The following is a 13596-nucleotide window of genomic DNA, read 5'->3' on the forward strand; positions in this document are numbered from 1 at the left end:
CCACCAATTGAGATGACTTCTTAGGCGCCTGAGGTGTCTGGCCATGCGCGCCAACGCCGTCCTGACCGCAATCGCAGCTCAGGACGCGAACCGCTGCTGGAGTACTAGAACTGGCCATGGAATGGGTTCACCGGATGTCCTGGGTGGCGGCCTGGAACGAACCGGTGTGCGATTCGATCGCCGGTGAGGGCAGGTGGGCGTCGATGTCGGGCCGCTCGCGGAGCCGGGCCGGCGCCGGGCGGTGGCGGTCGTCCGGTGGGGCGGGGGTCTCGTCGGGTGGCCCGGTGGCCGGGGTGCGGGCGTTTTCCAGCCACTCCATGTAGGCCGGTGCCTCACGGGCCACGGCCCAGTACGACTCCTCCAAGTACGGGTAGACGTCGTCCAGTTCGGCCTCGGTACGGGCGGCCAGCAGCAGCCGCACGCCGATGGGGTCGCCTTCCAGCGGGCGGATGGCCAGATCGGGACGGGGATGGGCGGTCGGCTGGCTGACGGTGACCACCTCGCCGATCGCGGCCAGCGAATACGCGGTGAGGTAGTCGCCGTGCAGCATCTCCGAGCGCAGCCCAGCCGACCGCAGGGCCCGGCACAGCGCGTCCCACTCGCCGTCGACGGTGGCGTCGATCATCCAGCGGTCACCGGCCAGGTCGGCCATCCGCACCTGTCTTCGCGAGGCCGCCGGGTGGTGGGCGGCGAGGGTGACGAACTGCGGCTCGCGTTCGACGAGGACGCGGACGCGGAGTCCCGGCGGCATCCGCAGCGGGCTGCCCTCGACCTCGTGCACGAACGCCATGTCGAGCCGGCCGTCGGCGACCATGGCCAGCAGCGTGTTGGCGGACACGTTCATCTGGAGCGTCGGCTCGATCCGCGGCTCCCCGGTCCGCAGCCGGTACAACCAGCCGGGGATGGCGCGGCTCGCCGTGGCGCCGATGCGCAGCTGGAAGCCGCCGGCGGCGCGGGCGGCCGCGGCCCGGGTCTCCGTCACGATCGCCGCGAACTCCGTCACCAGCGGCCGGGCCCGGCTGAGCACCGCCAGGCCCAACGGGGTGGGGCGGCAGCCGGTGCGGGTGCGCACGAACAGCTGGGCGCCGAGGGTGTTCTCGATGCGCCGCAGCTGGGTGCTCAACGAGGGCTGCGCCATGCCGAGTTCCCGGGCCGCTCTGTGCAGACTGCCGGCGTCGGCGATGGCACAGAGCACGCGCAGATGCCTGACCTCCAGCTCCATGAGGGGGAGGGTAGAGCGGGGCACCGTGGGACACCAGGTGTTCAAGTTGTAATGAATATGGACGAGTTGGCGCGTGATAGGTCGGTGCTATCCCCGATTGCCATCATCCCCCGACCCGTTCAACTGTCCGAGACTTCCTGGCAACCGATCGTTCCACCCCACAGAACGAGTAGGAGCCCCCCACATGACGTCGTTCCGTACCAGGACCGGGCAGAAGAACTCCAGGAGACTGGCGGCCCTCGCGCTCGGCCTCGGACTGGCCGCGGCGGCCCTGGGCACCGCGGCCCCGGCGGGCGCCCAGACCCAGGGCGCCGACCGGGCCCCGGCCCGTAGTGCCGCCGGATACGTCGGCTCCGCCGAGAGCAGCGGCAACAAGGCCTTCTTCGACGCGGTGTTGAGGTCCGTCGCCCAGCGGCAGGCCGAGCACCCCTCCCTCAAGGCGGTGACCGTCTACTACAACGCCTCCCAGGCACCCAGCTTCCGTTCGCAGATATCGAGCGCCGCCTCGATCTGGAACAGCTCCGTGTCCAACGTGAAACTCCAGTCGACGACGGGCAGCGCCGACTTCGCGTACTACGAGGGCAACGACTCGCGCGGGTCGTACGCGTCCACCGACGGCCACGGCAGCGGCTACATCTTCCTGGACTACACGCAGAACCAGCAGTACGACTCGATCCGCGTCGCCGCGCACGAGACGGGCCACGTCCTGGGCCTGCCCGACCACTACAGCGGCCCGTGCAGTGAACTCATGTCGGGTGGCGGCCCCGGCCCGTCCTGCACCAACCGCTACCCGAACGCGACCGAGCGCTCCCGAGTCAACCAGCTCTGGGCGAACGGCCTGGCCAAGGCGCTGTCCAAGGTCGCCGCGGCGCGCTGACCGACCCACCCGGCGGACCGGCCCCCGGCCGTGACCCCACCACACGCGTACGGACCGCGGCTCCCCATCGCGGTCCGTACGTCTGCGCCGGGCCGGTGCTGCGTCACGGTGTGGGCGACGCCTCGGTGAGCGACATCCAGTTCCGGACCGTCTCCTGGTGCGAACCGGTGGCCGTGCCCGCTCCGACCGCTTCCGCGTCCTTCGCGGAGCATGGTGTTCCCGCGCGGGTCAGCAGGACGAGCGGCCACTCGGGGCCCGCGCCCGGGGGTTCCCCGTCGAAGGCCGTCCAGTCCCAGGGGCCGTCGAACCGCCATGCCCGGCCGGCGGCGTCGGCGACCTCGTCGCCCCGGTGCAGGAAGGCGTACGGCCGCATCAGCAGTTCGAAGGTGAAGGGGATGCCGTCACCAGGCTGGATGGAGTATCCCGTGCCGTCGAGATGGCTGCCGTCCGGGAACTCCCGGTAGGACAGGCCGCGAGGCAGCACGGTCACGGTCATATGGGGCCGGGGCAGCCAGCCCGTTTCGAGCGGTGGATCGTGGTGGTCGACGGACGTCACGTGCACGACGGTCGGTGGTACCCCGATCCGGCAGATGTCGCCCGCCTTCAGCTGCTCGGGCGGCGGGTCGGTATGGAACAGCTCCGCCTCCGCTTCGGGGTCGGCGCGGCCGCCGGTGTGCACGCCCAGGGCGACATCCCCGTTCCAGTGCACGAAATCGCTGTCGGTGTCGATGTCCCACCACGGCCATCGCACCGAAATCCAGCCCCAGGTCACCCCTCGCACGACCCGCGTCGGTGTGAAGGGACAGGCGACCGACAGCACGTCACCGACCCGGAACTCCCCCGCATCCATCATCCGATCAGGATAGAAGGCGGCCTGTTCGCGCCGCACGGCAGCCGGTGAGGGGGGGGGCTGCGGCGCGGACGGGGAAATGAGTCGACGCGCGCCGTGCCGGTGGATACATTCCCTGTGGCCATACGTCGTCCGGCGGCCCAGGACACCACACTCGGGTTCGCCCCGATGCGGAAACCCCGGTTCGGATCCGGGCGTTGGCCACCCGGCTGCCGCGGCTTCCCGGCGGCTGGCGCAGGACCCGATCGTACGCATCGGGTGCCTGCCGGCCGTCGCGCACGGCGCCGTGGAGGATGGAACGATGCCCGGTGCGGCCTTCGCCTGCCGGGCCGGAGAGGACGCGTGTGTCACTCGCTCTTGCCGATCGCTTGGCCATCACCGAGCTGATCTCGTCGCACGGCCACCTCGTCGACGACGGATGCCTTGACCGGTTGGAGGAGTTGTTCACCTCCGATGTCGTCTACGACGTCACCGAGTTCGGCCAGGACCCGCTGCGCGGGGTGGCGGCCGTCCGGGAGGCGGCCTGGGCGCTGGGGGCCGCGAACCCCGTCGCGCATCACGTCACCAATGTCGTCGTATCGCCGTCGCCGGACGGCGAGGTGCGGGTCCGGTCCAAGGGGCTGGGCATCAAGGCGGACGGCTCCTGCGGTTCGGTCTCCTACGACGACACCGTCGTACGCACCGCCGACGGCTGGCGGATCAGCCACCGCAAGGTGTGGCCGCGCCGCGCTCCCCTGGGCCTCGCGCACACCGGGCCGGCAGACGAACCCGAGGACATCGGGGATCTTCTGGAGTTCCTCCTCGCTCGCGTCATGGACGACAACCACGCCTATGCCTACGTGGCCGACACCATCGGCGGCGAGGCCCTTCTCGACAGCCATCTGCCCATGCTCGATCTGACCGGGCAACTGGCGCGCGAGCACAAGGAGATGGGCTCCGGGGACCCCCGTTCAGCGGGCCTCGCGTACGCGATTCGCGTCCTTGCCCAGTCGTACGCCGAGCACCCCGACTACCGCCGCGCATGGCGTCCGTAGCCGTCCGGCCCCCTGCGAGACTGGGCGAGAGCACGCTGTCGGATGGGCGGTCGTTCGGATGGGCCGAGTGGGGGCCGTCGGACGGAGTGCCCGTCCTGCTGTGTCCTGGGGCGGCGACCAGCCGGTGGCTCGGGTTCGGGGCAGGTGTCGTCGAGGCGCTCGGGGTGCGTCTCGTCTCCGTGGACCGGCCGGGGCTCGGAGCCTCCACGCCCGCCCCCGGGCGGACCTTCCGCGACTTCGCCGGGGACGTGCGGCAGCTCTGCGCGCTGCGGGGGCTCGGCCGCCCGGCCGTGGTCGGGAACTCCCAAGGCGCGCCGTTCGCCCTCGCCTGTGCCGTGGCGGGGGTCGCCTCCGCGCTGGCCGTCGTCTCCGGCGCGGACGAGGTCGCCGCGCCGCAGTTCGCCCCTGCCCTGGACGCGGGCCTGCGCGGTCTCGTCGAGCGCACCGCGCGCGATCCGGCCGGAGCCGAGGAGTTCTTCGCGGGCTTCACCGCGGAGGCGATGTGGGACATGGTCATGGCGGGGAGTGCGGAGTGCGACCTCGCCGTGTACCAGGATCCCGAGTTCGCGGCCGGCTACCGCAGGGCCTTGAGCGAAGCGTTTGCTCAGGGTGGCGCCGGTTACGCCCGTGACACCGTCCTGGCGATGGGGCGGTGGCCGTTCGCGCTCGACGCGATCACGGTCCCGGTCGACATCTGGTACGGCGAGCGGGACACCGGCCACTCGCCCGACAACGGCGCACTGCTCGCCGCGCGTGTGCCCGGTGCGCGACGCCATGTCGTGCCGGAGATCGGCGGGGCGCTGCTGTGGACGCACGCCGAGGACATCCTCAGGGCGCTCCTCGGCAAGGCCGCCGGTGCCGCCGCTCCGCGCTCGCCGAGCTGAGCGCCGCTCGCCCAGGCGGCCCGGCGGCGGGGCTTCGGCGCGCAGGCGTGTGTGCGGGAACGGGGGTACACCGGTGGTATGAGTGTGCGGCGTGCGTCGGTGGACCGCTTCCTGGCAGGACGGCCGGGCCGCGGGGCGGTGGTGATCCCCTTAGCGCTGATCGTCGCGATCACGGTTGCGGACCTGCGTTCTCCGCAAGACATCCATCTGGGTCCCTTCCTGGTGGTCGCGCCGGCCCTCACCGCGTCCTTGGCCGGGCCGCGGCCGACCGCGCTCGTGGGGGCACTGGCTGTGGCCGCCCAGCTGTGCATCTCCGTGTTCCACGGCGGGCTGACCACGGCCAACCACATGGCGCAGGTCGTCGCGCTGATCGTGCTCTCGGTCCTGGTGGTCTTCGTCTGCCATGTGCGCGAACGGCGCGGCCGGGAGCTGAGCCGGGCACGATCGGTGGCGGAAACCGCACAGCTCGCGTTGTTGCGGCCGCCGCCGCGCCGGATCGGGCCGCTGCGGGTGGCCTGGATGTATCTGGCCGCCGAGGACGAGACCCGGATCGGTGGTGATCTGTTCGCCCTGGCCCGCACCGACCGTCCCGGCACCCGGGTGATCATCGGCGACGTCCGGGGAAAGGGCCTGGCCGCCATCGGCGAGGCGTCGGTCGTGCTGGGGGCGTTCCGCGAGGGCGCGCACCGCTACCCCACCTTGTCCGGGCTGGCTGCGGCCCTGGAGGAGAGTGTGGCCCGGAATCTGGAGGAGGTGGCCGACACCGAGCACGACCCCGGTGAGCACTTCGTCACCGCTCTGCTGCTCGACATCCCCGACCATGGCTCACAGGCGGAACTGATCAGTTGCGGCCACCCGCCGCCCCTGCTGCGGCACGATCACCACGTCACCGCCTTGCACGCGCGGCATCCGGCGCCCCCCTTGGGCATGGACCAGTCTCCCGACTCCAGGCACCGGACCGATCCCTTCACCTTCGAGCCCGGCGACATGCTGCTGCTCTACACCGACGGTGTCGTCGAAGCCCGCTCGCCTTCGGGAGCCTTCTACCCACTCGGCGAGTCCGCCGCCGTGCTGCGTGCGTCCACCCCCGAGGGTTTGGTCCGTGAGATCCACCGCGACCTGATCGACCACGTCGGACAGGAACCCGCGGACGACGCCGCCCTCCTCGTCATCGAACGCTGCGCCGCCCACCGCCTCCAACGGTCACATCCGACCGACGGCACCCCGTGACCATGGCCGTCGTCTCCGGCTTGGATCACCGGACGGGCCGGGCTCCGCCGAGCGCGCCGGGGCACGCGACCGACGCCCGGTGAGCCGGCGGACGGACGGCGCCCCGCGCGGGCTCACGTGCCTCGGATGCGATGACGCACTGGCACGGTCGGCCACGGGGTCGTCCCCCGCGATATGGCGACCGGGCGCGGCAGATGGCAAGATCACGCGGATGGCCGGTCAAGCTGAGTTGTCGTTGCGTTGGGGTGGGACGTCCGCGCGCTGGTGGACCGCGGCGTTGGCGTTGGTCGCGGTCGCGGGGGCGGTCGCGGCGGGTCTCGGTGTTCCGGGCGCGGAGAAGCTCGCGATCTTCGCCGGGGTCGTGGGGGTGGGGGTCCTCGGGTGCGGGCTCGGGGTGCTCAGGCGACGGGTGGAGGCGGGCCCGGACGGGCTCCGGTTTTGCGCGGTGCTGCGGTGGCGGCGACTGGGGTGGGACGAGATAGTCCGCATGGAGGGGCTGCGGGTGGCGGCCGTCGACTCCCGTGTCCGTAGTTCGAACCTGCGTGTCGTGGCCACGCTCCGCGACGGTTCCACGGTGCCGCTGCCGGTGCCCTGGGTCGGTGCCGACGACATAGGTGAGTTCGAGAGGCAGTTGTCCCGGTTGCGTGCGGTGCAGCACCGTTATGCGCGCGGCAACCAGGGGGCGTAGCTTCAGCGTTGCCGCCGAGCGCCTACGACGTGACGGCCCCCGATGGCGGGCGACACGGCGAATCGGGCGATACTCCCCCGACGGGGTGGGCGCGGTGCCACGATGGTGCTCTTCGTCCAGTACCGGGAGGGGCAGTGAGCGCTGACATCCGCGGAAGGCTGGCCGGGCTCGGGCTGCGGTTGCCGGAGGTGAGCGCGCCCAAGGGGGCGTACGTGCCGGCCGTGCGCAGCGGCCCGTTCGTCTTCGTGTCCGGGCAGATCCCGTTGACCGGCGGGGAGATGACCGCGACCGGCAGGGTCGGGGCGGAGGTGTCGCCGGAGCGGGCCCGGGAACTGAGCAGGCAGTGCGCGCTGGCGGCGCTGGCGGCCGCCGACTCGGTGGCGCCCCTGGAGACGGTGGTGCAGGTGGTGAAGGTCGTGGGGTACGTGTCCTCGGCGCCCGGGTTCATCCGGCAGGCCGAGGTGGTGGACGGGGCGAGCGAACTGCTGGTCGAGGTGTTCGGCAGGTCGGGCCGGCACGCCCGCAGCGCTGTCGGCATGAACATCCTGCCGCTTGGTTCACCGGTGGAGATCGAGGTCGTCCTGCGGGTGTCCGAGGACGACGCCCGATAGCCGGCGGCCCCTTCAGGAGATGGGGACCGCCGTGCCCGTCACCTCGATGCCGCCGGCCGGATCCGCCGGGATCGTCACCGTCAGCAGGCTCGGGCGGCCCATGTCCACGCCCTGGTGGATGGTCAGCACGGTGGGCGGCGTGACGAGCCCGTTGCCACGCAGGTATCCGCCGAGCGCCGCGGCCGCCGCGCCGGTGGCCGGGTCCTCGACGACGCCGCCCGGCGGGAAGGCGTTGCGGGCGTGGAAGACGGTGTCCGACTCCCGGTGCACGAGGGCGATGGTGGTCCAGTTCCGGCGCGCCATGAGGGCGTTGAGCGCCGCCATGTCGTAGTCGAGGTCGGCCAGCCGTGCCCGGTCGGCGGCGGCGATGACCGGGTGCCAGGCGCCGGCGTAGGCGACCTGGGGCGGCAGGGCCGGGTCGAGGTCGGCCGCGGACCAGCCGAGCGTAGCGAGGAGTTCGGCGAGATCGGCGTCGGCGAGGTCCGTCGTGCGGGGCTCGACGCTGACCAGGGTGGCCGTGACGGAACCGTCGGGGGCGGTGGAGGTGGTCACGGGGACGGTTCCCGCCCGGGTGTGCAGCAGCAGACGGCCGACGCCGTGCCGCGACGCGTGGGCGACGGCCGTCGCGATGGTGGCGTGGCCGCAGAACGGGACCTCGGTCTGCGGGCTGAAGTACCGGATGTCGAGCGCGCCGTCGGGGCGCGGGACGACGAACGCCGTTTCCGAGTAGCCGACTTCGGCCGCCACGGCGGCCATCGTCGCTTCGTCGATGCCGGTGGCGTCCAGCACCACACCTGCCGGGTTCCCGCCCCGGGGGTCGCTGCTGAAGGCCACGTAGCGCAGGATCTCCATCACCTGAACGTAGTCGCTCCGTCACCGAGGAGTCAAAAGTGCCGCGGGCGGTGCGATCGGTGCGCGGCGGGGCCGGGCGGGGTCGTCAGGCCCAGGTGAGCAGTTGCCCGGACGAGGCCAGTCCCACCGCGAAACCCAGTGCCACGCGCCGAGCGCCCCGGCTCGGGCGTACCGCGTGGAAGTTGCGGGGGTCGATGAGCAGCGCCTCGCCGACGCGGGGGGTGATCTCCAGGGATTCGGCACCGCGCACGACGGCCTCGTCGTATCCGTAGGAGGCGGGCAGCCGGTACGCCTCGTCCTCCGGCTGCCAGCGGTGCCGCCACAGCACCGTCTCACCGCCCGAAGGGGGCACGCTGAGGTAGAGGTTGAAGGCGAACTGTCCGATCAGGGGAACGTCGAGCAGGTCCTCCGCGTATTCGCGCGACGCGTCGTCGAAGTGCACGAGGAAGCCCTGGTTGGGCTCCCTGGCCACGCCGTCGCCGAGTTGGCGGCCGCCCCGCCGGCCGACGGCCGCGCCGCCGGGCCAGTGCGCGCCCAGTGCCTCTCGGCAGACGGCGAAGGGGTCGAACGAGAGGTCGAGGGCCCGCCATGCCAGGGAGTGCCCCTCCAGCGCCTCCCAGTAGCTGTCGGCGACTCCCCCGTCCGCCATGTGGTCGCTGATTCCCACGCCGAACCGCATGACCGGCGGCTGGACGCGCGTCGTGCCGTACGAGTCGAACGCCCTGCGTTCCAGGGCGGTGAGGATCTCCTCGCAGCGCTCCGAGGAGAAGAAGCCGGGCACCCGCACGGCCGCGTACCGCCCGGCGGCGAGGCCGGAGAGCAGTCGGTGGGTGAATGCGTGCCCGGTGGCGACGCGGAAGAACGGATCGTGCGGCGCGATGTGCGGCATGTCCCGAGCGGATGTCCCTGTGGTCATTCGTAGGTCTCCCCCGACGCTCTGAAAGACAGCGGAAATCGAAGGCGCCCCGCCGCCCCTACTCGGGAGGCGCTCCGGTGGTGGGGCGGAACGCGGTCTTCGCATCGAGTTCGAGTGCCTGGCGTCCGGCCTCGAGTGCTTCCATCGCGATGCGCCGGCCCGCCTCCGCCTGCAACTCCTCGAGCTCGCTCCCCGGGGCGCCCCACGTCAGGGAATGATCGTCGTGGGTGTCGGTGGTGGGGAGAGCAGCCATAGGTGGACCTCCGCGCGTTCGAGTAAGGGACGCATCACTCAGGGTGAAGCACCGTCAGGCTACGCGCAAGGGAGTCGCCGACCGCGCATTTACGCCAACTTCCTTGGAATTGAAGGACTTTCAGGTCGGCATTTCCCGCAAAGTCTTCTCCAGGAGGGCTCTGGCCTGGACGGACAGCGGGTGCTTGGAACTGACCACCCGGTCGAGATCGAGCACAAGCGTGCGGAGTTCGCTCACCGCTTCGGGTGTGCGCCCGCGTATTCCGAGGAGGACGAGGACGAAGGTGTAGCGCAGGCGCATCACGAGGTTGGAGTCCGAGGGCTGGGAGGCGTCGCGCAGCGCCTCGCGGATCACCTGTTCCGCCTCCTGCGCACGGTTCTGGCTCAGCAGCGAGTGCGACAGGGTCTCCCTGACCCGCAGGACCTCGGGGGTGGCCGGCGGCCAGTGGTTGCGGCGGCTGATGTCGAGGATCTGGCGGGCCTCGGCCTCGGCCTCGCGGTGCGCGCCGAGGGCCTGCATGGTGCGGGCCAGCGTGTGGCGCACGACGAGGGTGTCGTAGTGTTCGTGGCCGCGCACCTGTTTCTCCGCTTCGACGATGGAGCGCAGCATGGCCTCCGCCTCGGTCTGCCGCCCCGTCTGCTCGTGGATCGCGCGGGCCAGCTTGTGCCTGCTGGCGAGGGTGTCCGCGTGGTCCTCGCCCAGGATCCGGGCCCGTGCCCGCACCACGCGGCTCAGCACCCGTTCGGCCTCCGTCAGTTGTTCCCTGTCGAGGTGGATGCGGCCGTGTTCGTGGCGCAGGCCGAGGATCTCGCGGTCGTCCTCGTCGAAGCCGAAGGCGGCGCAGCGTTCGATCAGCGGGACGACCAGGTCGTAGGCGGGAGCCGGCAGACCGGTGGCGATGAGATAGCGGGCGGTCAGCCGGGCCAGTTCGAGTGCCTCGGTGCGCACCGTGCGGTCGGACAGCCGCGGTTCACCGAGCAGGCATGCCTTGGAGACCTCCAGTGCGTGCGGGGCGAGGGCCGCCCACAGGGGCCAGTTGGCGGGGTGATCGGGATTGCGGTGGTCGGTGGCCGACAGGAGCATGCGCAGCGCGACGCCGTAGAAGTCGGCGGGCCGGGCCCGCACCTCCTCGTCCTTGCGCAGCACGCCGTGCACCACGGGGTGCAGGGACAGCATTCCGGCCAGCTCGCGGTGGGCGACGTCCTCGCGCTCGTAGGCGTCCACCAGCCCGAGTTCCTCCAGGCCTTCGAGGGCGGCGTTGGTGCTCTCGGCGGTGGCCCCGGGGAAGAGCGGGGACTGGGCGAGCGCGGGTCCGGACAGCAGGCAGCGGTAGGGGATCGGGGCGATGCTCAGGCAGGTGAAGACCTTCAGCAGGGTCGGGGCCTGGGGCAGGCCGTGCTCGGTGAGCAGGTTCATGCCGATGCCGCAGACCTTCTCCACGATCTCCCGGCCCAGCAGTTCGCTGAGCTGGGGTCCGTCCTGGCCCGCGGAGGTGTTCACGGTGCGGCGGAACATCTCGAAGTTCCTGATGTCGCTGCCCAGGGATATCTGGCTCTCGTTGACCGCTTTGATCACGTCGGCGGCGTGCCGCAGCGCGAGCGGCAGCCCGCCCAGTTCCCTCGACAGTCCGCGGGCGTCCTCGTTCGTACCGCCGAGGCCCCCGGTCCGTTCGAGGAGCATGGAGGCGCCGTCGTGCTCGTCCAGCGGCAGGACCTGGTGGATCAGGCCGATTTCGCCCCAGGCGTGCCGACGGCGCACCTGGCTGGTGACGAGGACGGTGCCCCGCGGATTGTGCGGTTTGCGCAGCCAGCCGGTTCCGGCCGCGAGGGGGCCGTCGGGAGGCCCGAGGCGTTCGGGCTCGTCGGCGTTGTCGAAGATCAGCAACCAGGGGTCGGGGCAGGCGTCGAGGAAGGTCCACACGAGATCCATGGCCTGGCCGACGAGCCACGCCCGTTCCACGTTGATGGACGGGGCGCCCAGGTCGCGCGCGATCATCCGCATGTGGCGGCTGAGTTCGGGCATGGACACCCACCACACGCGGCGGCCGGCGCGCTGGGCGCGTTCGGCGGTCTCCAGCGCGATCCGGCTCTTTCCCGAGCCGCCCAGGCCCGCCACGATGTGCACCTGCTGGCAGGCCTGCTCGGACAGCAGGTAGGCGACGAGTTCCTGCCGGTCCTTGCCCTTCAACTGGCCGTCGTTCAACTGGCCGTAGGGCGGGGGCGGGTAGGGGGCGAGGTCGGGGGCGTCGGAGGCGGGCGACGGGACGCCACGTGCGGGGTCCGGCGTGGTTCCGTCGCTGTCCGGGACGTCGGCGTCCTGGTCCGTCGCCACCGGGGCGAGGGGCCGCCGGGTGGGCGACGGGCCCTCGGCGACCTCCAGGAGCGCCGCGCGCACGGCCAGGTAGGAGGCGGCCGTGCGGTCCGCGGGCTGGATGATGGAGAAGTGGTCCGCGGTGATCACGCCGCCCTTGGGGAAGAGGCCCCGGGCGACGACGGGGGGCACGATGTCGTCGGTGGATCCTCCGTAGGCGCGCACGGGTATGGGGCATTCCGTGTCGCTGTAGGCGCGGGCGTGCACCACGGAGCCCAGAACGGTGCGTTGGGCCTCGGTCACGGCCCGGTCGAAGGGCCTCAACTGCTGTTCCTGCGGGTTGTTCCAGAGTTTCAGGAACTTGCGCATGGTGAGGAAGAAACCCGAACCGGTGTTGGGACAGGCGAACATGGTGAAGTACTTGATCCGGGCCAGCTCGGCGCCGTCGCCGTTCCACAGTTTGCGGGCGAGGAACCGCTGTACGACGAGCCCACCTTGACTGTGCGTGACGAGCACGATCCGTTCGGCGTCGGCGAGTTCGGTCTCCAGGAAGGTGCCCAATTGGTCGGCGATGTCGTCGGTCTCGGCGACCCGGCGGTCGGGCCGGAGCCGGCCGAGCGGGGAGTCGTACTCGAAGGGATGGACGCTGACCAGACCGGCCAGTTCGGGGTCGTCGGCGATGAGCGTCTCGAACGCCCGCCACACCTTGGCCGAGGAGAACAGCCCGTGCACCAGCACGAGATGGACGCGCGTCGACGCCATCGCGAACCTCCGCAGTCATAAGGGGCGTTGGGGCCGAAGGAATTCGATCGCAGATGAAGTGGCAGTCGCATCAATGATGCACGAGGGGTGGGCGAGGAGCCATGACGAGACAGTCGGGAAGCGCACCGGCCCCGCCCCGAGCATGCCGGGCCGGGGCGGCGAGGTGCGGGCCTGTGCGCCGGGCCGGCGGCGGACGCGGAAGCGGCTCGGGGGCGGACCGGACGCCCGTGCGCGCGCTTCGGGGGGAGAGAATGCGGCGTCCGCACCACGAGGGCCTCGGGGCGCGGACCGTTCACGCCACCGCGCGGGGCGGGATGCTCACCCGGCCGTGCCGGTGCGAGCCGGGCCGCCGTGGCAGCGCGGCCCGGTACGGCGTCCCGCACGCGTCATCCGGCTGACGTGGGGTCTCACCCGGCGGGGGCGGTGATCCTGCTCAGGCCGTGGGAGGAGACCAGCCGGGCGCTGCCGTCGGCCAGCCGGTAGGACAGGCCCGCCACGCCGACGCGGCCGGCGGCCACCCGCTCGGCCAGCACGCGGGAACGGTCCAGCAGCAGGCCGACACTGTGCCGGATGTGCTCGTGGAGGAAGTCCTCCTCCTGGTTCCGGCCGGCGGCGCGGGCCGCCAGGACGCTGGGGGTCACCCGCTCGACGACGTCACGGACGAAACCGGCGGGCGCCCTGCCGCCGTCGGCCGCGGCGCGGGCGGCCGCGATGGCCCCGCACGAGTCGTGGCCCAGGACCACGACCAACGGACAGTCCAGCACGCTCACCCCGTACTCGATGCTGCCCAGCACCTCCGCGCCGACGACATGCCCGGCGGTGCGGACCACGAACAGGTCGCCCAGGCCCTGGTCGAAGATGATCTCGGCGGCCAGCCGTGAGTCCGAGCACCCGAACATGACCGCGAAGGGGCTCTGGGCCGGCGCCGTCTCCGCGCGGCGCGCGGCGTCCTGGTTGGGGTGCTCGGGCAAGCCGGTGACGAACCGCTGGTTGCCGGAGATCAGCATCTCGAAGGCGTCGTCGGGACTCCGCGTCAGTGCATCGGTCATGGCCGCAGGCTACGGCGGCCCCGCCCGGAACGCTCCGCCGTGCCCGCCGACGCCGGTC

13 protein-coding genes are annotated in these 13596 nt (G+C 71.8%); 6 read left to right on the forward strand and 7 right to left on the reverse strand.

Annotation, left to right across the window (positions count from 1 at the left end; all coding sequences use genetic code 11):
* Positions 1-127: 127 nt before the first annotated feature.
* Complete coding sequence (locus BLW85_RS02455; protein ID WP_079172232.1) at positions 128-1222, reverse strand: LysR family transcriptional regulator; 1095 nt, start codon at positions 1220-1222, stop codon at positions 128-130.
* Positions 1223-1406: 184 nt separating this feature from the next.
* Here BLW85_RS02455 and snpA point away from each other — a divergent pair, with 184 nt between their 5' ends.
* Positions 1407-2099 carry a snapalysin gene (gene snpA / locus BLW85_RS02460; RefSeq protein WP_074990303.1) on the forward strand — a complete coding sequence of 231 codons (693 nt, stop codon included), beginning with the start codon at positions 1407-1409 and terminating at the stop codon, positions 2097-2099.
* Positions 2100-2202: 103 nt separating this feature from the next.
* Here the strand turns inward: snpA and BLW85_RS02465 are convergent, their stop codons facing one another.
* Positions 2203-2952, reverse strand: a complete 750-nt coding sequence (locus tag BLW85_RS02465; RefSeq protein WP_074990305.1) for a hypothetical protein — start codon at positions 2950-2952, stop codon at positions 2203-2205.
* A 341-nt stretch (positions 2953-3293) separates the two neighbouring features.
* Here BLW85_RS02465 and BLW85_RS40725 point away from each other — a divergent pair, with 341 nt between their 5' ends.
* The 5 genes from BLW85_RS40725 to BLW85_RS02490 all read left to right on the forward strand — a co-directional run bounded on the left by BLW85_RS40725 (position 3294) and on the right by BLW85_RS02490 (position 7396).
* A complete protein-coding gene (locus tag BLW85_RS40725; protein WP_341867932.1) occupies positions 3294-3983 on the forward strand; it encodes a DUF6221 family protein in 690 nt (229 codons plus the stop codon).
* Positions 3971-4867 carry an alpha/beta fold hydrolase gene (locus BLW85_RS02475; RefSeq protein ID WP_074990306.1) on the forward strand — a complete coding sequence of 299 codons (897 nt, stop codon included), beginning with the start codon at positions 3971-3973 and terminating at the stop codon, positions 4865-4867. The genes BLW85_RS40725 and BLW85_RS02475 overlap by 13 nt, the downstream gene beginning before the upstream one ends.
* A 78-nt stretch (positions 4868-4945) precedes the next feature.
* Entirely contained in the window at positions 4946-6097 is a 1152-nt protein-coding gene (locus BLW85_RS02480) for a PP2C family protein-serine/threonine phosphatase (protein ID WP_070029300.1), read from the forward strand.
* 211 nt (positions 6098-6308) lie between these two features.
* Entirely contained in the window at positions 6309-6785 is a 477-nt protein-coding gene (locus BLW85_RS02485; protein WP_074990308.1) for a PH domain-containing protein, read from the forward strand.
* Between the two features lie 134 nt (positions 6786-6919).
* Entirely contained in the window at positions 6920-7396 is a 477-nt protein-coding gene (locus BLW85_RS02490) for a RidA family protein (RefSeq protein WP_074990310.1), read from the forward strand.
* Between the two features lie 12 nt (positions 7397-7408).
* Here the strand turns inward: BLW85_RS02490 and BLW85_RS02495 are convergent, their stop codons facing one another.
* The 5 genes from BLW85_RS02495 to BLW85_RS02515 form a co-directional block, all read right to left on the reverse strand.
* Entirely contained in the window at positions 7409-8248 is an 840-nt protein-coding gene (locus BLW85_RS02495; protein ID WP_070029303.1) for a PhzF family phenazine biosynthesis protein, read from the reverse strand.
* 85 nt (positions 8249-8333) lie between these two features.
* On the reverse strand, positions 8334-9137 hold the full coding sequence (locus BLW85_RS02500) for a 2OG-Fe(II) oxygenase family protein (protein WP_239697731.1): 804 nt from the start codon (positions 9135-9137) through the stop codon (positions 8334-8336).
* Positions 9138-9222: 85 nt separating this feature from the next.
* The gene (locus BLW85_RS02505; RefSeq protein WP_070029305.1) at positions 9223-9417 is read right to left on the reverse strand and encodes a hypothetical protein; all 195 of its coding nucleotides are present in this window, start codon (positions 9415-9417) and stop codon (positions 9223-9225) included.
* Positions 9418-9537: 120 nt separating this feature from the next.
* Positions 9538-12489: an alpha/beta hydrolase gene (locus BLW85_RS02510; protein WP_074990312.1), complete on the reverse strand. Its 2952-nt coding sequence runs from the start codon at positions 12487-12489 to the stop codon at positions 9538-9540.
* Positions 12490-12896: 407 nt separating this feature from the next.
* A complete protein-coding gene (locus BLW85_RS02515; RefSeq protein ID WP_070029306.1) occupies positions 12897-13538 on the reverse strand; it encodes a carbonic anhydrase in 642 nt (213 codons plus the stop codon).
* Between the last annotated feature and the right edge of the window lie 58 nt (positions 13539-13596).

This window comes from Streptomyces misionensis (assembly GCF_900104815.1).
GTDB classification, from domain to species: domain Bacteria; phylum Actinomycetota; class Actinomycetes; order Streptomycetales; family Streptomycetaceae; genus Streptomyces; species Streptomyces misionensis.

Bases quoted from the DNA above. Each gene is read 5' to 3' on its own strand.
- BLW85_RS02455 (WP_079172232.1), bottom strand. From the start codon at position 1,222: ATGGAGCTGGAGGTCAGGCATCTGCGCGTGCTCTGTGCCATCGCCGAC.
- snpA (WP_074990303.1), top strand. From the start codon at position 1,407: ATGACGTCGTTCCGTACCAGGACCGGGCAGAAGAACTCCAGGAGACTG.
- BLW85_RS02465 (WP_074990305.1), bottom strand. From the start codon at position 2,952: ATGATGGATGCGGGGGAGTTCCGGGTCGGTGACGTGCTGTCGGTCGCC.
- BLW85_RS02475 (WP_074990306.1), top strand. From the start codon at position 3,971: ATGGCGTCCGTAGCCGTCCGGCCCCCTGCGAGACTGGGCGAGAGCACG.
- BLW85_RS02480 (WP_070029300.1), top strand. From the start codon at position 4,946: ATGAGTGTGCGGCGTGCGTCGGTGGACCGCTTCCTGGCAGGACGGCCG.
- BLW85_RS02485 (WP_074990308.1), top strand. From the start codon at position 6,309: ATGGCCGGTCAAGCTGAGTTGTCGTTGCGTTGGGGTGGGACGTCCGCG.
- BLW85_RS02495 (WP_070029303.1), bottom strand. From the start codon at position 8,248: ATGGAGATCCTGCGCTACGTGGCCTTCAGCAGCGACCCCCGGGGCGGG.
- BLW85_RS02500 (WP_239697731.1), bottom strand. From the start codon at position 9,137: ATGCCGCACATCGCGCCGCACGATCCGTTCTTCCGCGTCGCCACCGGG.
- BLW85_RS02505 (WP_070029305.1), bottom strand. From the start codon at position 9,417: ATGGCTGCTCTCCCCACCACCGACACCCACGACGATCATTCCCTGACG.
- BLW85_RS02510 (WP_074990312.1), bottom strand. From the start codon at position 12,489: ATGGCGTCGACGCGCGTCCATCTCGTGCTGGTGCACGGGCTGTTCTCC.
- BLW85_RS02515 (WP_070029306.1), bottom strand. From the start codon at position 13,538: ATGACCGATGCACTGACGCGGAGTCCCGACGACGCCTTCGAGATGCTG.